At 66.3% G+C, this 19,162-nt stretch carries 19 protein-coding genes; 12 read left to right on the plus strand and 7 right to left on the minus strand.

Annotation, left to right across the window (positions count from 1 at the left end):
* Positions 1–144: 144 nt before the first annotated feature.
* The 3 genes from ACNFH5_RS01650 (at position 145) to ACNFH5_RS01660 (ending at position 2,163) form a co-directional block, all read left to right on the plus strand.
* Positions 145–1,335 (plus strand): MFS transporter, encoded by a 1,191-nt coding sequence (locus ACNFH5_RS01650; RefSeq protein WP_416743729.1) that lies wholly within the window; start codon positions 145–147, stop codon positions 1,333–1,335.
* Positions 1,336–1,597: 262 nt separating this feature from the next.
* A complete protein-coding gene (locus ACNFH5_RS01655) occupies positions 1,598–1,822 on the plus strand; it encodes a type II toxin-antitoxin system HicA family toxin (RefSeq protein WP_416743730.1) in 225 nt (74 codons plus the stop codon).
* Complete coding sequence (locus ACNFH5_RS01660) at positions 1,819–2,163, plus strand: type II toxin-antitoxin system HicB family antitoxin (protein ID WP_416743731.1); 345 nt, start codon at positions 1,819–1,821, stop codon at positions 2,161–2,163. Before ACNFH5_RS01655 ends, ACNFH5_RS01660 begins: the two co-directional genes overlap by 4 nt.
* A gap of 130 nt (positions 2,164–2,293) precedes the next feature.
* Here the strand turns inward: ACNFH5_RS01660 and ACNFH5_RS01665 are convergent, their stop codons facing one another.
* A complete protein-coding gene (locus tag ACNFH5_RS01665) occupies positions 2,294–3,025 on the minus strand; it encodes a class II aldolase/adducin family protein (RefSeq protein ID WP_416743732.1) in 732 nt (243 codons plus the stop codon).
* Between the two features lie 340 nt (positions 3,026–3,365).
* Here ACNFH5_RS01665 and ACNFH5_RS01670 point away from each other — a divergent pair, with 340 nt between their 5' ends.
* From ACNFH5_RS01670 to ACNFH5_RS01700, 7 genes are all read left to right on the plus strand, one after another.
* Positions 3,366–4,520, plus strand: coding sequence for an LLM class flavin-dependent oxidoreductase (locus ACNFH5_RS01670; RefSeq protein WP_045213251.1), 1,155 nt, complete (start codon positions 3,366–3,368; stop codon positions 4,518–4,520).
* Positions 4,521–4,537: 17 nt separating this feature from the next.
* A complete protein-coding gene (locus ACNFH5_RS01675; protein WP_416743733.1) occupies positions 4,538–5,593 on the plus strand; it encodes an ABC transporter substrate-binding protein in 1,056 nt (351 codons plus the stop codon).
* A gap of 84 nt (positions 5,594–5,677) precedes the next feature.
* Positions 5,678–6,733, plus strand: a complete 1,056-nt coding sequence (locus tag ACNFH5_RS01680; protein WP_416743735.1) for an ABC transporter substrate-binding protein — start codon at positions 5,678–5,680, stop codon at positions 6,731–6,733.
* Positions 6,720–7,934, plus strand: coding sequence for an MFS transporter (locus ACNFH5_RS01685; RefSeq protein ID WP_416743736.1), 1,215 nt, complete (start codon positions 6,720–6,722; stop codon positions 7,932–7,934). The genes ACNFH5_RS01680 and ACNFH5_RS01685 overlap by 14 nt, the downstream gene beginning before the upstream one ends.
* Positions 7,935–8,696 carry an ABC transporter permease gene (locus ACNFH5_RS01690; protein ID WP_416743738.1) on the plus strand — a complete coding sequence of 254 codons (762 nt, stop codon included), beginning with the start codon at positions 7,935–7,937 and terminating at the stop codon, positions 8,694–8,696.
* Positions 8,693–9,454, plus strand: a complete 762-nt coding sequence (locus ACNFH5_RS01695) for an ABC transporter permease (RefSeq protein ID WP_416743740.1) — start codon at positions 8,693–8,695, stop codon at positions 9,452–9,454. The genes ACNFH5_RS01690 and ACNFH5_RS01695 overlap by 4 nt, the downstream gene beginning before the upstream one ends.
* Before the next feature lie 26 nt (positions 9,455–9,480).
* Positions 9,481–10,275, plus strand: a complete 795-nt coding sequence (locus ACNFH5_RS01700; protein WP_416743742.1) for an ABC transporter ATP-binding protein — start codon at positions 9,481–9,483, stop codon at positions 10,273–10,275.
* Between the two features lie 276 nt (positions 10,276–10,551).
* Here ACNFH5_RS01700 and ACNFH5_RS01705 read toward each other — a convergent pair whose 3' ends face one another.
* The gene (locus ACNFH5_RS01705) at positions 10,552–12,189 is read right to left on the minus strand and encodes a SulP family inorganic anion transporter (RefSeq protein WP_416743744.1); all 1,638 of its coding nucleotides are present in this window, start codon (positions 12,187–12,189) and stop codon (positions 10,552–10,554) included.
* Between the two features lie 473 nt (positions 12,190–12,662).
* Between ACNFH5_RS01705 and ACNFH5_RS01710 the strand changes: the two genes are divergently transcribed.
* Both ACNFH5_RS01710 and mdtI read left to right on the plus strand, forming a co-directional pair.
* Positions 12,663–13,034, plus strand: a complete 372-nt coding sequence (locus tag ACNFH5_RS01710) for an SMR family transporter (RefSeq protein ID WP_416743746.1) — start codon at positions 12,663–12,665, stop codon at positions 13,032–13,034.
* A complete protein-coding gene (gene mdtI, locus ACNFH5_RS01715) occupies positions 13,028–13,357 on the plus strand; it encodes a multidrug/spermidine efflux SMR transporter subunit MdtI (RefSeq protein ID WP_017521322.1) in 330 nt (109 codons plus the stop codon). The genes ACNFH5_RS01710 and mdtI overlap by 7 nt, the downstream gene beginning before the upstream one ends.
* A 159-nt stretch (positions 13,358–13,516) precedes the next feature.
* Here mdtI and ACNFH5_RS01720 read toward each other — a convergent pair whose 3' ends face one another.
* The 5 genes from ACNFH5_RS01720 to ACNFH5_RS01740 form a co-directional block, all read right to left on the minus strand.
* The gene (locus ACNFH5_RS01720; protein WP_416743748.1) at positions 13,517–14,563 is read right to left on the minus strand and encodes a hypothetical protein; all 1,047 of its coding nucleotides are present in this window, start codon (positions 14,561–14,563) and stop codon (positions 13,517–13,519) included.
* 142 nt (positions 14,564–14,705) lie between these two features.
* The gene (gene flgL / locus ACNFH5_RS01725) at positions 14,706–15,620 is read right to left on the minus strand and encodes a flagellar hook-associated protein FlgL (protein ID WP_416743749.1); all 915 of its coding nucleotides are present in this window, start codon (positions 15,618–15,620) and stop codon (positions 14,706–14,708) included.
* 22 nt (positions 15,621–15,642) lie between these two features.
* Positions 15,643–17,010 (minus strand): flagellar hook-associated protein FlgK, encoded by a 1,368-nt coding sequence (gene flgK / locus ACNFH5_RS01730; protein WP_416743751.1) that lies wholly within the window; start codon positions 17,008–17,010, stop codon positions 15,643–15,645.
* Positions 17,007–18,047 carry a lytic transglycosylase domain-containing protein gene (locus ACNFH5_RS01735; RefSeq protein ID WP_416743753.1) on the minus strand — a complete coding sequence of 347 codons (1,041 nt, stop codon included), beginning with the start codon at positions 18,045–18,047 and terminating at the stop codon, positions 17,007–17,009. Before ACNFH5_RS01735 ends, flgK begins: the two co-directional genes overlap by 4 nt.
* A complete protein-coding gene (locus ACNFH5_RS01740) occupies positions 18,047–19,150 on the minus strand; it encodes a flagellar basal body P-ring protein FlgI (protein WP_416743755.1) in 1,104 nt (367 codons plus the stop codon). The genes ACNFH5_RS01735 and ACNFH5_RS01740 overlap by 1 nt, the downstream gene beginning before the upstream one ends.
* Positions 19,151–19,162 lie beyond the last annotated feature (12 nt).

A 19,162-nucleotide genomic window follows, 5' to 3' on the forward strand; every position in this document is an offset into this window, starting at 1 on the left:
GACCGTTCGGCGCTGGATGAAACGACCGCGACAGCCGGCACGGACTGCTCCCTCTCCAGAGGGAGAGGGCTGGGGTGAGGGGAACGCGCCTGCACAGGCCCCACAAATAGTCATTCCAACCAAACCCTTGAAGAGGATTCCCCGATGCGTGCCGGAAGCTGGCCCTCGATCCTGCTCACCCTCGCCTTCGCTGTGATCATCGCAGCGTGCCACGGCAAGACCATCCTGCTGGTCGCCGACATCGCCAACGCCTTCTCGGTCAGCCCCTCGCGGGCCAGTTGGGTGGTGTCGGCAGTGGCGGTAGTCGCCGCCCTCGCCTCTCCCCTGGTCAACTGGATCGTGGCGCGGGTCGGCGAGCGCCGCGCCATCGTCTTCGGCCTGCTGCTGGCGGCGGCGTGCAGCTACCTGGCGAGCCGCAGCGAAGACTTCACTACCCTGATTGCCCTGCGCGTCACCGAAGGCGCCGGTTACATCAGCGTGGTGCTCGCCGCACTCGCTCTGCTGGTACACACCACCGAAGGCCGCCGCCGCACCACGGCGCTGGCGTTCTGGTCGGTAGCCTCGCCGCTGGGCGGCGCCATCGCGATCTTCGCCGTGGCGCCCTATGTCGGCGGCCAGCATGGCGAGTGGCGCAGCGCCTTCAGCGGTCATGCCCTGGTGCTACTGGCCCTGCTGCTGGCGACCCCGCTGCTGCCATCGGTGAACCTGGCGACGCGCAGCGAGCGCCATTCCCTGCGACAGACCTTCCGCCTCTACGCCGACCCGTCCGTGCTGCGCCTGGCGCTGGCGGTGGGCGCGCCGCTGACCGTGGCGCTGGGCCTGGTGACCATCACCCCGGACTACTTTATCCACAGCCTGGGCGTGGCACCGTCGACCATCGGGGTGATCTCCACCATCGGCATCCTCTCCAGCGTGCTGGCCGGGTTGCTCGCCGGCTTTGTGCTCAACCTGCGCTTCTTCGGCCCGCTGGCCGTGGTCGGCGGCGCGCTGATCGGGGTGGTGCTGGAGGTCCTGGTATTCATTCCCGGCATCGCGGCGTCCACCGCCATCGTGGCGAAGATCGTCCAGGGCTTCGTCGGCAGCTTCGTGGTCGCCTGGGTATTCACCAGCATCCCACGCATGAGCCGTGGCGGCGACGTGATGGGCGCCGGCGGCGTGGCCGAACAGGCGCTGTACCTGTCGATGTTCCTAGGCCCGGTGCTGCTGTTCCCGCTGTTCAGCCTCCCCTCGCGCCTGCCGTTCTTCGCGGTGCTGATCGTCGCCAGCCTGTTGCCGCTGTTCCTGCTGCCGCTGGGGCTGCGCTGGCGCGCGGCGGAGCCGCCGGTAGCCGCCTGATCGAATCGACACTTGCAGGAAACCTCACCATCGAGCTTTTCATCGAATGAGACGCGCCGGATAGGCCGTCGCGTGCAGGAGCGAGCTTGCTCGCGAACAAACCCCGCGGCGGGCTCGGTTCGCGAGCAAGAACTGGGCGCCCCCTCGCTCCTACAAAAGCATCCGAGGTGGCCGGCCCATCTCGAGGAAATGGCAACCATAGAGTGCTATCATATCTCGATAGCATTTCTGGATACAGAACCGCCACCGCAAAACCCTCGCCATGATCTTCCGCACGCCAACCAGTGCATCGATAGTCTTTACCGACATCGAAGCTCTGGTTCTGCATCTGGGCGGCACCGTGGAGGAGCGTGAAGGGTCACGGGTGAAATTGGTTCTGCATGGTCAGACCTGGCGCTGCCATCGCCCGCATCCGGGCAAGGAGGCCAAGCGTTACCAGGTCGAGGAAGCCCGTGAATTCCTGCGTCGGGCTGGAGTGGAAACATGAGCCGCATGACCTACAAGGGTTACACCGCCCGTATTGAATTCGACGATCGTGATGACCTCTTCGTTGGCCGCCTGCTGGGAGTGAACGACATCATCAGCTTCCATGCCGACAGCGTTGGTGGGCTCCATGCCGCCTTCCAGGATGCCGTTGAGGATTACCTGGTCGACTGTGCGGCGCGCGGTGTAGAACCGGAGAAGCCGGCGTCCGGCAAGATCATGCTGCGCATCCGCCCCGAGGTTCACGCCGCCGCCGCCATTGCGGCCAAGGCGTCCGGCAAGAGCCTGAACCAGTGGGCGGAGAGCGTTTTCGAGCGAGCCGTACGCAGACGCACCAGCAGTTGAGCGCACATGTGTAGGAGCGAGCTTGCTCGCGAACAAACCCTGCGGCGGACTCGGTTCGCGAGCAAGCTCGCTCCTACGAACAGCCAAAGAAAAGCCCTCGCAAGAGGGCTTTTTCAGTTCAGGCGAATACTCAGGCCGCCGCGCCCAGCAGCTTCTGGCCCTGCTCCCAGAGGCCGGTCATTTTCCATTGCTGCTCCAGCACGCCGGGGCCGAATTCCTGGGAGCCGCCGAGGCCTTCGGCGAGGCCCTGGAAGTAGGCGCCTTCCTCGATCAGCAGGATCAGCTTGGACGCCTTGATCAGGTCCTCGCCCCAGAAGGTCGCGCCGCCGTTGGCTTCGAGGATGGCCGGGGTATGCGGGTTCTCGGCGATGCGATCGAGGATGAACAGCGGCTCGGGCTGGCGGCGGTCGATGTAGATCGGCAGCTCACGGGCCAGGGTCACGCGCTGGGAAGCGGCATAGCGGATCGGCAACACGCGGTGGGCGCTGGCCCAGCCGCCGAGGTAGGGCGTGTGCACGTGGATCACCACGTTGATTTCCGGGCGCGCCTGGAAGATTGCCGCATAGCGCTTGCCGTTGCCGCCGGCGCCACGACCGCTGAGCGGGGTCGCTCCGGCGATGCTTTCGTCGAGGATCACCTCGCCGTCCCAGGTCGAGATCACGGCACGGATTTCCTGGTCGTCCGCCCACGGGTTGGGTGCATGGACGGCAATCACCTTGTCGCTGTCCGGCACTCGCACATAGGCCTGGTAGGTGTTGGTGGCGGTGAGGGTGCGGCTTTCCTTGAGCACGCGGAAGGCCTTGGCAAAGTCACGGCGAACCTGTTCGAGCTGGTTGGCAAGTTGCGGATCGAGGGTGGACATGGAATGCCTCCTGGCAGTCGGGAATGGATGAACCGCGTGGCGGTGTTCCAGTGACTGAGCAGGACTTGTGCCATTAAAAAATACTCAACAAAATCAGCAATTTATGAACAACGCGAATGCGCATGATGGCTGAAACGGTCTGAACGCTGCCGAAATTGCTGCCCGCCCAGCATCCTCTGCTGCCCCACTGCTGCTGTACAGACAAACGCCCTGCTGCTATCGCAGCACACTGTCCTGAAAGCCCCGCCCCGCCTGGCCTCCAGCCTTTGGGCACAGCCCTTGCTCAAGACCCTGCACGAGCAGCACGACGCTGCCCCCCGCAAAGCAAAGGAGCAAGCCCATGAGCACCGAATTCTTCTGGCGACTGCCGCTGGGCAGCGACGGTCCCTATCTCGCCTCGGACAAGAACAACCGCGGCAGCCACATCGAGCGCCCCGGCAACATCGCCCCGGGACGTCTGCCTAACGGTGAGCCGGACGGTTTCACCTACATCGACTACATCGCCCAGGTGGCCAAGGCCGCCGAGATCGCCGGCTTCGAAGGTGCGCTGCTGCCCACCGGGCCGGAGCCGTGGATCGCCGCCGCCGCGCTGGCCCGCGAAACCCGTCGGATCAAATTCCTCATCGCCTTCCAGGCCGCCTGGACCCTGCCGGCCTATGCCGCGCAGCAGGCGGCGATCCTCCAGCACCTGTCCCGCGACCGCCTGGAGTGGAACATCATCACCGGCGGCAACCCCGCCAGCCAGCGCGCCAACGGTGACTTCCTCGAGCACGACAAGCGCTACCAGCGCACCGGCGAGTTCCTCGACATCATCGACGGCCTGTGGAAGAACGAGCAGTTCTCCTACCAGGGCGATATCTACCAACTGGAGAACGGCTCGCTGCCGATCGCGCTGCGCAACGTGCGCAAACCCGGCGTGTACTTCTCCGGCTTCTCCGACCCGGCGCTGGACGTCGCGGCGAAACACGCCGACGTCTACCTGAACTGGGCCGAACCCATCGACAAGCTCAAGCCGCACCTGGAGCGCGTGCGCGAGCTGGCCGACAAGCAGGGCCGTGAAATCCGCTTCGGCATCCGCATCGACCTGTTCGCACGCGAGACCGAAGAGGCCGCCTGGAGCGAGCTGCGCCGCCAGTACGAGCGCATCGACGCGCGCACCAGCGCCTTCATCAAGAACTTCGCCACCGGTTCGGACTCGGTCGGTGCCGCGCGGCAGACCGCCTACCACCAGAACGTCGAGCGCTTCGACGACCTGATCCTCGGCCCCAATCTCTGGGCCGGCTTCGGCAAGGCCAAGCCAGGCCCGACCATCGGTCTCGTCGGCAGCCACGAGAACGTCGCCGAGCGCCTCGCCGAGTACCGCGACGCCGGTTTCTCCACCTTCATCCTTGCCGGCAACCCGCACCTGGAAGAAGCCCTGCGCATCGGCCAGGAAGTCCTGCCACTGGTACAGGGCAAACGCGCCGACGTCCACGAACTCAAGGCCCGCGCCTGACCCACAAGGAGCTGCACATGTCCCGTCCCCTCGATACCCTCTGGTACACCCGTTGCCCGGTCCCCACGGGCCTTGGCATCGCCGTGCAGAAAGGCTGGCTGGAAGAGTCCCTGGCCGAGCAGGGCACGAAGATCCAGTCGCTGCGCGAGTCCGCCGACCAGGCGGTGCGCGAGTCGCACTTCGACCATACCCTGCAGAACTCGGTGCGCCACGGCGGTAACATCCCGGCCATCTGGGCCCGCGCCAGCGGCCGTGAGACCCGAGTGATCGGCCTGTCCTGGGCCGATGAAGCACAACTGATCCTGACCACCGCCGAGAGCGGCATCCGCAGCGTGCGCGACCTCAAGGGCCGGCGCTTCGGCCTGCCGGACTGGAGCGGCGCGCAGATCGACTTCACCCGCGCCCAGGCCATCCGCGGCCTGGAGAACGCCCTGCGCCTGGAAGGCCTTGAAGTGCGCGACCTGGAGCTGGTGGACTTCGGCCTGAAGGGCACCTTCAGCGATGAGGCGCCGGGCAACATCGTCGGCATCACCGGCCACGGCGGCAGCCGCCGACGCAGCCAGAACCCCGAACTGGTCGGCCTGCTGCGTGGCGAAGTGGACGCGATCTTCCTCAAGGGCGCCCACGCCGTGCAGCTGGCGCAGCAGTTCGGCCTGCACACGGTGATCGACACCGGCGCTCACCCCGAGCCGCTGATCCGCTCCAACAACGGCACGCCGCGCACCCTCAGCGTCGACCTCAATCTGCTGGAGCAGCATCCCGACGCCGCCACCGCGATCCTCGCCTCGGTGCTGCGCGCCGAAGACTGGGCGCACCAGCACCCGGACGACACCCGCCGCTACCTGGCGCGGGAAACCAACAGCAGCGAGTTCTGGGTCGCCACCGCCTATGGCGAAGACGCCCACCTGCGCCTGCGCACCAACCTCGACGAAGGCTCGATCCTCGCCCTGCAGGACTTCACCGACTTCCTGCAGCGCTGGAACTTCATCCCGGCACGCTTCGACGTGCGTGAGTGGATCGACCCGCGCCCGCTGGAAGCCCTGCGCAGCCGCCTGGCACAGAAGACTGGCTGATCAACGTCACGAGGGCGATTCCCTCTGTTTCCCGACCTGGCCCCCGCGCGACGGCGCGGGGGCTTTCACCCCTGACGGACACCCATGAGCACACCGCTGGAAACCCTCTGGTACACCCACAGTCCCGTTCCCACGGGCCTCGGCATCGCCGTCGAGTCCGGGCGCCTGGCCCAGGCCTTCCGCCCCTTCGGCACGCGCATCCAGTCACTGCGCGAGTCATCCGAGCGCGAGGTGCGCGAGGCGCATTTCGACCATCACCTGCCCTACTCCGTCCGCCACGGCGGCAACATCCCGGCCATCTGGGCGCGCGCCAGCGGCGCGCGTACGCGGGTGGTCGGGCTGTCGTGGAGCGACGAGGTGCAGCTCATCGTCAGCGCCCCGGACAGCGGCGTGCGCAGTATCCGCGACCTGCGCCACCGGCGCTTCGGCCTGCCGAAGTGGGCCAACGTGCAGATCGACTTCACCCGCGCCCAGTCCCTGCGCGGCCTGGAAAACGCCCTGCGGCTGGAAGGCCTGGAAGTGCGCGACGTCGAGCTGGTGGACTACCCCTACGGCGGCACCTTCAGCGACGATCCGGTACGCCACGTATTCGGCGCCCAGGTGGCGCTCAAGGGCAACCGCGTGGTGCAGCGCAACAACGAGCTGATCGGCCTGCTGCGCGGCGACATCGACGCGATCTTCCTCAAGGGTGCCCACGGCCTGCAGCTGGCCCATGAGTTCGGCCTGCATGTGGTGATGGATGTCGGCTCGCACCCCGAGCCGCTGGTGCGCTCCAACATCGGCACGCCACGCACCCTGACCGTCGACCAGCAACTGCTGGACGAGCACTTCGACGCCGCCGTGCTGGTGCTCGATACCGTATTGCGCGCCGAACAATGGGCCTGGGCACACCCCGAAGAAACCCGTCGCTTCCTCGCCCGCGAGCTGAACACCAGCGAGTTCTGGGTCGCCAGCGCCTACGGTGAAGACGCACACCTGCGCCTGCAGACCAACCTCGCCGAGCGCTCGATCAACGCGCTACGCGATCTCACCGCGTTCCTCCAGCGCTGGGAATTCATCGGCGACAACTTCAGCGTCGACGACTGGATCGACCCGCGCCCGCTGGAAGCCCTGCTGGGGAAGATCGATGTCGCCATCTGACGTGCGCGAAAGGCCCGGCGCCTTCCTGCTCAACTTCATGCTGCTGGCGGCCTTCAGCGGCGCCACCATCGGCATGGCGAAGATCGTCACCACGCTCTACGCCATCAGCATCGGTGCCAACGCCATGCAGATCGGCATCATCTCGGCCATGGAAGCCCTCGGCATGGTGATCCTCACCCTCCCCGCCGGCTTCGTCATCGCCCGCTTCGGTGCGCGCCGGGTGTACTTTCTCGCCAGCCTCGGGCCGATGCTGCTGAACCTGGCCATCCCGCTGTTCGGCGGCTGGCTGTGGCTGGCCTTCGCGCGGCTGCTGATCGGCCTGTGCATCCCCTTCCGCATCGTCGCCATGAACAGCGCCTTCCTGCGTCAGCTCAAGCGCATCGGCAACGACAAGGCCGGCTGGTACCGCGGCTCCCTGACCCTGGGCATGGGCCTGCTCGGGCCGCTGCTGGGCAACTGGTTGAGTGGCGCGGCCAGCTTCACCTGGGGCTTTGCCGCCATCGGCCTGTGCTTTGGCCTGATGGCCTTCTACAGCCTCGGCTTCTGGGAAGGCGAGGCACCCAGCGAAGACGTACCCGTCGCTGCCGCCACCGGTGGATTGCTGCAACAGGTCGGCGCCATGCTGGCCAACGTCGAGATCGCCGAGAGTTGCCTGATCGAGCTGCTCAGCGCCGCCACCAGCGCGCTGTTTGGCACCTTCATCCTGCTGCTGGCGATGGAAGTCGCCGGCCTCTCGCAAGGCCAGGCGGTGAGCCTGGTGATGATCCAGGGCCTGGCCTCGGTGCTCGGGCTGTTCGGCTTCGGCTACCTGATCGAACGCAGCGGCCGGCGCCTGGCCTACATCGGCAGCCTTTGCGCGGCACTACTCGCCCTGCTGCTGCTCGGCAGCGCGCACAACTACTGGCTGCTGGCCCTGGGCGGCGTGCTGCTCAGCGCGGCGGCGGCGCTTATCCACCTGGTGAACATGGCCCAGCTGGGCGAGCACGCCATGGACAAGAGCAAGATTTCCGGGCTGTTCAACCTCGCCTCGATGTCCGGCAGCTTTTCCGGCGCGTTGCTGGGCGGAGCGATCAGCCACTTCGTCGGCTTGGGCAACCTGTTCCTCTGCTGGATCCCCCTGGTGCTGCTGGCCGCGTTGTTCTGCTGGCAACGCAAGCTGCGCCGGCAAACCACCGAGCCATTGCTTGGACAGGAGGGCTGAATGCTCAACCACACCTTTGATCGTCTGAGCTGGTTCGCTTCGCCGCTGCTCCTGCTGCTGGCCTGGTTCGTCGCCGCGCGCGCCGGCTGGTTCCCGCCACAGTTGCTGGTGCCGCCGGCGGAAGTCTGGGCCAGCTTCAAGGACCTGCTGGCCAGCGGCGAACTGCGCGAGCACGTGCTCAACAGCCTGTCGCGCCTGGCCATCGGCTTCTCCATCGGCGCCGTCGGCGGGCTGGTCTTCGGTACCGCAATGGCCTTGTCGAAAACCGTGGAGGTTTATTGCGCGCCACTGTTCCACACCCTGCGCCAGGTGCCATCGATTGCGCTGATCCCGATGTTCATCCTGTTCTTCGGCGTGGAAGAAACCTTCAAGATCCTGATCGTCACCAAGGCCGCCTTCTTTCCCGTGGCGCTGGCCGCCAGCGAAGGCGTGAAGGGCATTCCGCGCGGCTACTTCGAGGTCGCCAGCGTGTACCGCCTGCCGCTGTGGAGCCTGCTGCGCGACGTCGCCTTCCCCGCCGCCGCGCCGCCCATCGTCACCGGCCTGCGCATCAGCCTGAGCCGCGCCTGGATGGTGCTGGTGGCCGCCGAGTTGCTCGCCGCCGACAGCGGCCTGGGGCAGATGATCGAGCTGAGCCGGCAGATGCTGCGCATCGACATCGTGATGGTCGGGGTGATCGTCACCGGCGCCATCGGCTTCATTCTCGATTTCGCCTTCCGCCTGCTGGAGAAGCGCCTGCTGCGCTGGAGACCGACGCCATGATCCCCCACCTCAAATCACTGCGTGGCCTGGTGCTGCCGGCCCTGCTGATCGCCGCCTGGCATTGGCAATCGCAACAGGGCGCCAGCGCTGCCTATGCCTTCGTGCCGCTGGAACGCATCGGTGCAGGCTTCGCCGAACTGATCCGCACCGGCGAGCTGTGGCTGAGTGTCGCCGCCAGCCTGCAACGCACCAGCCTGGGGCTGCTGCTGGGCGTATTCGCCGGTTTCGCGCTGGGCGCCGGGATGGCCTTGTCGAAGCCGCTGGAGCGGCTGTTCGCGCCGCTGTACCACACGATCCGCCAGGTGCCGATCCTCGGCATGATCCCGCTGATCGCCCTGTGGTTTGGCAGCGGTGAGCCGTCCAAGGTGCTGATCGTCAGCCTGGCCGCCTTCTATCCGATGACGTTGAATGCCTTCGAGGGCTTCCGCGACGTGGAAAAGCGCTACCGCGAAGTCGGCCGTCTTTACGCCTTCGGCCCCTGGCAACAGTTTCGCGACGTATTGCTGCCCGGCGCCCTGCCCAGCCTGAGCAACGGCGTGCTGCATGCGCTGGCCTTCGCCTGGGTCAGCTCAGTGGGCTGCGAGCTGTTCCTCTCCACCGGCATGGGCCTGGGCAACCTGATGATGAACGCCGAGACCGGCTCGCGCATGGAGATCGTGGTGATCGGCGTGCTCAGCATCGGCCTGCTCGGCTATGCCATGAACCAGCTATTCGCCCGCCTCAGTCGTCACCTGCTGCGCTGGCGCAACCTGCGCTGACCCTTATTGCCATGAGTGCCTCGATCATGAATGCGATCCTCGATCCCGCCATACTTCCGGCCCAACAGGCGCAACACGGCGCGCTGGCCATCCAGGGCCTGAGCAAGGCCTATTCCATCGACGGCCGCAGCCTGCCGGTATTGGAGAACATTTCCCTCGACGTACGCCCCGGCGAATTCGTCAGCATCGTCGGCGCCAGCGGCTGCGGAAAATCCTCGCTGCTGCGGCTGATCGTCGGGCTGGAGAACGACTACAGCGGGCGCATCCTGCTTGACGGCCAGAGGGTCACCGGCACCAGCCTGGAGCGCGGCATCGTGTTTCAGGACCACCGCCTGTTCCCCTGGAAGACCGTGGAAGAGAACGTCGCCCTGGCGCTGAAGAACCAGAAGATCAGCCGTGCCGAGAAGCGCGAGCGGGTCGCCGATCACCTGGAACTGGTGGGCCTGACCGGCTTCGAGCAGGCCTATCCGCATCAGCTCTCCGGTGGCATGGCGCAACGAGCGGCCATCGCCCGTGCGCTGATCACCCGGCCCAAGGTATTGCTGCTGGACGAACCCTTCGGCGCCCTCGACGCCCTCACCCGCGTGCGCCTGCAGCACGAGCTGCAACGCATCTGGGTGCAGCAGCGCAGCACCATGATCATGGTCACCCATGACGTGGAAGAGGCGCTGTACCTGGGCGACCGGGTGATCGTCATGGACGCGCGGCCGGGGCGGATCCGCCACGAAGTGCGGGTCGATCTGCCGCATCCGCGCGAGCGTGGGGAGCCGGTGCTGACGAAGCTCAAGGAAGAACTGCTGGCGGAGCTGATGCAGGGCTGAACCTGACGTAGGAGCGGACTTCGTCCGCGATGGGTCCGCATCGCGCCGGATATCGATCGCGGACGAAGTCCGCTCCTACGCGATCTGTCAGCTCGCAGCGATGGCTTGCCCTCTCCCTAACCCTCTCCCTGAAGGGAGAGGGGACCGGCCGGCATGCACGGACATATCTACACTCGCCGACTAACGCCGATATGTAACGATGCAGAGGACGGCTCCCTCTCCCTTCAGGGAGAGGGCTGGGGAGAGGCTGCCAAACCAACGCACCCAACCCGCCCGTTACCCCTCCGCACCCGCCGCCAGCGCCGCCGGGAAATCCGGGTGATACCCCGCGCCAATCTCCTCCAGCACGCCGGCCTTGCGCAGCTTGCCGAGCACTCGCGCATTGGCCTCGCACAGGCGCACCTCGATGCCCCGCCGCTGTAGTTGTTCAATCACTTCCTGCAGGGTCTGCAGGCCGGTGATATCCATGAACGGCACATGGCGCAGGCGGATGATCAGCACCTTCGGGTCGGTGTGGGTCTTGGCCAGCGCGCGCTCGAAGGTTTCCGCCGCGCCGAAGAACAGCGGCCCCTCGATGCTGTACACCAGCACCCCCGGCGGCAGGTCGCCCAGGCCACGGCCGCGCAGCTCCACGTCCAGCTCCGGGCCGTCGTCGGCATGCACTTCCACCGAGGACGCCATGCGCCGCAGGAAGTGCAGCATGGCGAGGATCACGCCGATGTTCACCGCGATCACCAGATCGCTGAACACCGTGAGCAGGAAGGTCACCAGCAGGATGGCCACGTCGGCGCGCGGCGCGCGCTTGAGCATGAACAGGAAGTGCCGCGCCTCGCTCATGTTCCAGGCCACCACGAAAAGGATCGCCGCCAGCGCGCAGAGCGGAATGTTCGACGCCAGCGGCGCGAGGAACAGCAGGATCAGCACCAGGGTCGCGGCATGGGTGACGCCGGCCAGCGGGCTGTTGCCGCCGTTGCGGATGTTGGTCGCGGTGCGGGCGATGGCACCCGTGGCGGCGATGCCGCCGAACAGCGGGGTGACCAGGTTGGCGATGCCCTGGCCGATCAGTTCCTGGTTGGAGTCGTGACGGGTGCCGGCCATGCCGTCGGCGACCACCGCCGAGAGCAGCGACTCGATGGCGCCGAGCATGGCGATGGCGAACGCCGGACCGATCAGTTCCAGCACACGCGGCAGGGTCACTTCCGGGAGACTGAAGCTGGGCAGCCCCTGCGGGATTCCGCCAAAGGCGCTGCCGATGGTGGCCACGCCGTCGAAATGGAACAGCGACTGGATCGCCGTCACCACCACCATCGCCACCAGCGGGCCGGGCACCCGGCGCAGCGCGGCGATGCGCGGGGTGAACAGCACCAGCGCCAGGCTCAGCAGCGCCAGCAGGGTCGTCGCGATGTGCAGTTGCGGCAGGGCCTGGATCAGGTGCCAGAGCTTCTGGTGGAAGTGCTCGCCGGTGACGGCGGGAAGGCCGAAGAAGTCCTTCCACTGGCCGACCCAGATGATCACCCCGATACCCGCGGTGAAGCCGACGATCACCGGCGCGGGGATGAAGCGAATGATGCTGCCCAGGCGACTGACTCCCAGCAGCACGAGTATCGCCCCGGCCATCAGCGTGGCGATCTGCAGGCCGTCCACGCCGTACTTGGCGGTAACCCCGGCGAGGATGACGATGAAGGCGCCGGTCGGTCCGGCAATCTGCACGCGGCTGCCGCCCAACAGCGAGACCAGGGCGCCGGCGAAGATCGCCGTGTAGATGCCCTGCTCGGGCTTCACCCCGCTGGCGATGGCGAAGGCCATGGCCAGCGGCAGGGCGACCACCCCGACGATGACGCCCGCCACCAGGTTGCGCGTCCAATGCTCACGGCCGAACAGTCCGGCCTTCCAGGCTTCTCGCAGGGCGATCATCACAGTCTCCGACGGGATATCGATGCTGGATGCTAGCAGGCCGGAGCGGAAAACGGCCTGGCGCAGGTCATGACTGTGGCGCGCTGTCGCAGGCGAAACAGAGTGAACAAAATATTGCACAACCCTGACAGCGCGCTGCTTCCAGCAGGCTTGTGAAACGCCGGAATATGGGCCTGAAACTCCACAGCACAGGCAGTCGATTTGCCAGGCGACCTGAAATTTGGCACAATATGTTCATTATGTTGAACATCAAGGCTCTACCTCTCCCCACTTCCCGCCTGGTTTCGCGCGAGCGTCACTGGACCGGCGACCTCTAGCTCCTCCCTTCGGCAACCACCTTCTGGTGGCGCCAAGCGCGGCAAACACTCAAAGGTGATTGCCGCCCGAGTCGGCGCCGCCGAACCCGAACCGAAAACCGCCGCAAGGATGCTCTTAGCGAGACTGCGCGCGGCTGCCCGTGGGAGGGCTTTACCATGCGTTCCTGGATCTATCTGTTTGCCGCCATCGGCTTTGAAGTCGTTGGCACCACCTCGATGAAATTCACCCACACGCTGTTCCCGATTGCCGGGCTGCTGCTGATGTACCTGATGATCGGCCTGTCGTACTACTTCCTGTCGCTGGCCATCAAGCGCGTGCCGGTCGGCGTGGCCTACGCCCTGTGGGAAGGCATCGGCATCGTGCTGATCACTCTGGTCAGTGCCTTCTTCCTCGGCGAGCACCTGAGCCTGGACAAGGCCCTGGGCCTGGCCGTGATGATTGCCGGCATCCTGCTGGTGAAGTCCGGTACCCGTACCGGCAAGCGTGAAGAGAGCCGTGAACTGACTGGGGAGGCCGTGACATGCTGAACCATGACCTGATTCCGATGGCCTGGCTGGGCCTGGCCATCGTCCTGGAAGTCATCGCCAACCTGCTGCTGAAGTACTCCGACGGCTTCCGCAAGCGCTTGATCGGCGTGGCCTCGATCCTTTGCGTACTGGGTGCGTTCACCGCGCTGGCGCAGGCGGTACGCGGCATTGAACTGTCGGTGGCCTACGCCATCTGGGGCGGCTTCGGCATCCTCGCCACCGTTGCCATGGGCTGGGCCCTGTTTGGCCAGCGCCTGGTGTGGCGCGGCTGGGTCGGCCTGGCGATGCTGGTGCTGGGCATGGGCCTGCTGAAGCTGGCGTGATTGCGGAAGTGAAATGAAAAAAGGCGGAGCTGGGCTCCGCCTTTTTTTGTCTTGAAGCAGGCGCCGTGCGGTTCGCGAGCAAGCTCGCTCCTACAGGTTGGCCACGGTTTGCTCTTCGTAGGAGCGAGCTTGCTCGCGAACAGCCCTTGCGCCGGCGTATCAGGCCAGCAGGCTCACCACCGCAAACCGGCTGAGATTGGCCTGCGCCACCACCGTCTGCGCCGCCGCGCTGTAGTGCGTGGCGCTGCGCCCCATGCGGTCGAGCATGGAGGCGGCAAAGTGGTGCGCCCACTCGCGCTCATCCTCGCTGGCGTGGCGGTCGAGAAAATCGCGGATGTCGTCCTGGCGATGACGCAGCTGGTCGCGCAGACCGCCGATGCGATCCAGCGCCGAGACGACCGAGTCGAGCAACTGACGCTGCTCGCGGAAGGCATCGGTCCTGATCTCGGTGGGGAACGCCAGGAGCCCTTCTTCCTGGCTTTTCAGCCGGGTGTTCTTGCCCTTGGCGAACAGTTTGCCCTCGCCCTGCACCGCCAGTTGGCCCTTGAACTGCTGCCAGTCGGCCTCGGGCGCGGAGAACTTCAACGCGCCATCGCTATCAAGCTCAGCGCGGATGCCGGCCTGGCCCAGTGTGGCGTTGAAGCGACGCAGCACCTGCTCGGTGCTCATGCCATCGTCCAGCACCACCGCGGCCGGCTCGGCGAGCTGGCGCCCGGCGCTGAACAGCAGGGTTTCCTTGCCCGAACGCTGGATGTCCTGCACCGATTCCAGGCCTTCCAGGCTAAAGCGGCTGCGTACCGGTTCGTTGAGGCGCAGGCGGAAGTTCGCGTCGAGGCTGCCGTCCGAACGCTGGGCGCGCTGCTCCAGCAGTTCGTTGACCTGCCGGGTGGCCTGGCGCACGCCTTCGCGGTCCTGCGATTGCGGCGCGCTGAGTTCGCGGCTGAGGTTGAGCTTGAGGCCGCCGAGGCGATCCTGCAGGTCGCCCAGGTAGCTGTCCGCCGATTGCATGGAGGACAACTGCTGGTTGAGCTGCAGGTTGAAGCTGCCGCTCTTCTGCGCGCCGCGCGCCATCTGTGCGGCGTTCTCGCCTTTTTCCGCGCCTTTGCGCAGGGCGTTCTGCCGCTCACCGGTGGGGGGCAGGATGACGTCGCGGCGGGCGCTGGGATCGAAGACGGCAGCGGCCGGCAGTTGCTTGATGACCTTCATGGTGACCTCTGCACCGGATGTGCATCCGCCCGGCACTGGGGGCCGGGCGGAGGCGGGATAAAAAGTAGGGGAACCGGACGGTGCGCCGCCGATTGGCGTCCAGACCTCCTTGCGGTGCGGCCCGGCTCCCCTACGAAGAAACTTACAGGCGGCTGAACAGCGACAGGTCGTTGAGCTTCAGGTAGGTCTTCTGCGTCGCCTGCAGGGCCAGCTGGTAGGTGTTCAGGTCAATGCTCGCGCCGGCATAGTCCAGCTGCGACAGCTCGCCGTTGATCTTCTGGTTCACCAGCGAGACTTCCTCGTTGCTCGAGTTGAGCATGGTCAGGGTGTTCTGCCGGCCGCCCAGCTCGGTGATGGCGCCGAGCACACCGTCATGACCGCTGTCGAGGCTGTCGATGGTCGCGGCGATCTGCGCGTGCACCGCAGGATCAGTGACATCCAGCGCCGGGTCCTTGAGCATCTTCACCGTGGCATGCAGCTGGTTGAGGAAGTCCATGTTGCTACCGAACACGCCCAGCGCGGTGACGTTCTCTTCCACCTGCACACCGTTGGCCACGGCGGCCTGGCGCGACTTGTCGTTGCCGGTGGCGACGTAGGTGTCGGTCAGCGGTTCGTAGGTCACCGCGGCGGTGTCGCTCAGGGTGCCGGAGAACAGGTAGCGGCCTTCCTCGTCGCGCACGTTGACGAAACTGACGATGGTCTTCTCGATGTTCTCCAGCTCCCCGGCCATGGCGTTGAGATCGCCGCCAGTGTTGGAGCCGTTGGCCGCCCAGAGCAGCAGGTCGCGCACGTTGAGCATCGCGTCGGAGGTCGCCTGCAGGTTGGTTTCCTGGGTCGACAGGTTGCCCGAGACGTTGCCGATGTTGGTGCGGTATTGCGCCAGGCTCGCTTCCTCGCGCTGGATGCGCAGCATGCGCACGCTGGCGATGGGGTCGTCGGAAGGCTGGAGGATGCGCTGCCCGCTGGACATCTGCTGCATCAGCTTGCCCAGGGCCGCCGAATTGCTGTTCATCGAGCCGCCCATCAGCGCGGTGATCTGTGCGTTGGTAATGCGCATGGTGCTTTCCTTAGCCAGGGACCTAGAAGGCCGCGAGCATCGAGTCGAACAGCTCCTTGGCGGTGCTGATGACTTTCATGTTGGCCTGGTAGGCCTGCTGGTAGGTGATCAGGTTGACCGCCTCTTCATCCAGGCTCACCGCGCTGACGCTGTCGCGGCTGGCCTGCGCCTGGCTGGCCACGGTGGTGGCGGTCTTCTGGTCGGCCTGGTTCTGCCGGCTGGCGCTGGCCACCTTGCCGAGCAGGCCGGCGAAGGCGTCGTTGAGCGTCACCTGGCTGCCGGAGAGGGTGATCGACTGGCCCTTGAGATCGAGCAGCTTCAGCAGGTTGACGTTGTTGCCGGATTCGCCCGCAGTGTCCGACAGCGCCAGTTCCTCAGGCTTGAGCTCGTTCACGCTGAGCATCGCCGTGGTGCTGCCGGCGTTGTAGGTGAGCAGCGCCTGGCCGGGGTTGCCGTTGAGGTCGAAACCATTGGCCAGGGTGTCGTTGACCATCTGCGCGAACTGCCCGGCCATCTCGTGCAGAGCGGTCTGGTTGGGCCGCAGGGTGTCGTACTCGGTGTCGTACAGCGCACCGAGGGAACCACCCATGCCGTCCTGGGCCAGCGGGAAGCTGGTGCCGGCGAAGGTCAGCGCGATTGCCTGCTCGCCGCTGGCGGTGCGGCTGATCGCCAGCTGACCGGCAGAGTTGCCGGCCACCAGCGGCTGGCCGTTGGCGAGGGAAACGGTGAGCGAGCCGTCGGCCACTTCGTTGACGCGGATCGAGGCGTACTTGGAGAGGTCCTGCACCAGGCTTTCGCGGTGATCGCGCAGCGCCGTGGTGTCGCCGCCGGACGAACCGACCTCGACGATCTGCTTGTTCAGCGCAGCAAGGTTGGACGTCAGGCCGTTGATCTCGCCGACCATGGAACCACGCTGCTCCTGCAGGGCGCGCAGCTGGCTGTCGATGTTGCCGGAGAGGCCGTTGAAGCGCTGGGCAAGGTTCTTCGTCTCGTTGACGATCTGCTGGCGCAGGGCGACCGAGCCCGGTGTGGCGGTGGCCTCGCTGAGCGCGGCGAAGAAGTTGTCCAGGCCGACGCTGATGCTCGAGCCTTCGCCGCCCATCAGGCCCTCCAGCGCGGACAGGTACTGCTGGCCGCTGTCGTAATAGCTCTGCTCGGTGGTGGCGCGCCACAGCTGCTGGTTCTGGAAGTCGTTGGCCATGCGCCGGATGCTGGTCACCGTCACGCCGCCGCCGACGTTCAGGCCACCCTCGCCGGCCAGCGAGGCGAGCACCGGGCTCAGCCGGCTGAAACCGGGGGTGTTGGCATTGGCGACGTTCTGGCCGGAGGTGGCCAGGGCGATCTGCGCCGCGCGCAGGCCGCTGTAGCCGATCTGGCTCAACATACTCAAGAGGCATTCTCCTTCGACTCGAGGCGGATCGGCTGGGCAAACGCCGCCGAGGCCGGTCGGGAAACAAATTCGGGCTGTTGTCCCTGATAGGCGACGCAATCGCTGTGGCGCTTAAATCCTTCCTGCGGCGCGTGCTTCAGGCCGCTCTCCGGCGATAGGCCGCTGCCGGGCATCCGTGCTGGCGCCTGGGCCTCGCGCACCCGACGGAGCACGCCGAGGGTGTAGTCGCGGGTTTCGTCGTAGGGAATGCTGCGTACCCAGTCGGCCATGCCGATCTGCCCGCTGCGCGGGTCGCCATTGTTCTTCAGCCACTCGTCCACCTTGCCGGGGCCGGCGTTGTAGGCGGCCAGGGCGAGCACGTGCTGGCCGTCGTAGCGATCGAGCATCTTGCCCAGGTAGGCGCTGCCCAGGGCCTTGTTGTAGGCCGAGTCGCTGGTCAGGCGCTGCTCGTCGTAGGGCAGGCCAAGCTCGCCAGCCACTTCGCGGGCGGTGTCGGGCATCAGCTGCATCAGCCCGCGCGCGCCCTTGGGCGAGACGGCGGAGGCGTCACCGCCGGATTCCTGGCCGATGACGCTGTCCACCAGGGTTCGGAAACCAGCGCTGCCCTGCTGCCAGGCATGAGCGAGGCGATCGACGCCGCGCTGCCAGCTATCCACCAGCGGGTTGCGACTGGACACCGAGGGACGGCGCAAGGCTTCACCCTCATCGGCGAAGGCAACCGGTTGCGAGGTGTCGGTGGGTTCGCTGGAAAGCTGGCGCACCAGCAGCTCGGCAATGCCGGTCTGCTTGCGCGAGGCCAGGTGCTCGGCCAGCGCCTCGTCGTAGAAGTCGCGCATCGTATCGAGGTCGCGACTGCGCAGCGGGCTGCCGGCGGACAGCACGTCGCCAGCCTTGCGCATCTGCTTGAGGATCTGCTGCAGGAACATCGCCTCGAACTGCTCAGAGGCCGCCTGCAACTGCTCGCGGCGCACCTGCTCAGGCGACTCGCCCGGCTGGCCGTTGGGAACGATAGGGCGATTGAGCGAGGTGATGCTCATCAGATGACCACCAGCTCGGCATTCAGTGCGCCGGCCTGCTCCAGCGCCTGGAGGATGCTCATCACGTCGTCCGGCGTGGCGCCCAGGCTGTTCACCGTGTTGATGATGCTTTCCAGGCTGGTGCCCTCGGGCCACTTGAACATCGGTTTCTTGTCCTGGCTGACCGACACGTCCGACTGCGGCGTGACCGCCGTGGTGCCGTTGGAGAAGGCCCCCGGTTGGCTGACCTGGGGGTTCTCGCTGATGGTCACGGTGAGCGTGCCGTGGGCCACTGCGGCGGCTTTCACGCGCACGCCCTGGCCAACCACCACGGTGCCGGTGCGGCTGTTGAACACCACCTTGGGGCGAGTACGGCCTTCCTGCACGTCCATGCCTTCGAGCATGGCCATGAAGCTGGTGCGCTGGGCCAGGCTGACCGGAGCGCGCACCGACACCTTGGTGCCGTCCAGCGCGGTGGCGGTGCCGGAGCCGAAGCGCTGGTTGACCGCGTTCATCACCTGGGTGGCGGTCTGGAAGCTCGGTTTGCGCACGTTGAGCATCACGTCCGGGCGCTGGGTGAAGTCGCTGGGAATCATCCGTTCGATGGTCGCACCGTTGGGAATCAGGCCGCTGTTGGCGCTGTTGATCGACACGCTGGAGCCGCTCTGGCCCTGGGCATGCAGGCCGCCGACGACAAGATTGCCCTGGGCCAGCGCATAGACCTCGCCATCCACGCCCTGCAACGGCGTCATCAGCAGCAGGCCGCCGCGCAGGCTCTTGGCGTCGCCCAGCGAGGACACCGTGACGTCGATGGTCTGCCCGGCGCTATAGGACGGCGGCACGCTGGCGGTGACACTAACCGCGGCGACGTTCTTCAGTTTCGGGTCGACGTTCGGCGGCAGGTTCACGCCGAACTGCTTGAGCATGTTGGCCACCGACTGGTTGGTGAACTTCACCTGGTTCTTGTCGCCGGTGCCGTCCAGGCCGACCACCAGGCCGTAGCCGATCAGCTGGTTCTCGCGCACGCCTTCGATGTCCACGAGGTCGAGCAGCGGGATGGCCAGCGCCTCGGCCTGCCAGAACAGGCAGGCCGTCGCCAGCAGGCGGGAAAGAGTTCTACGCATGGTGGGCTCGCC

Source organism: Pseudomonas sp. NY15435, from assembly GCF_048068295.1.
Taxonomy (GTDB): domain Bacteria; phylum Pseudomonadota; class Gammaproteobacteria; order Pseudomonadales; family Pseudomonadaceae; genus Pseudomonas.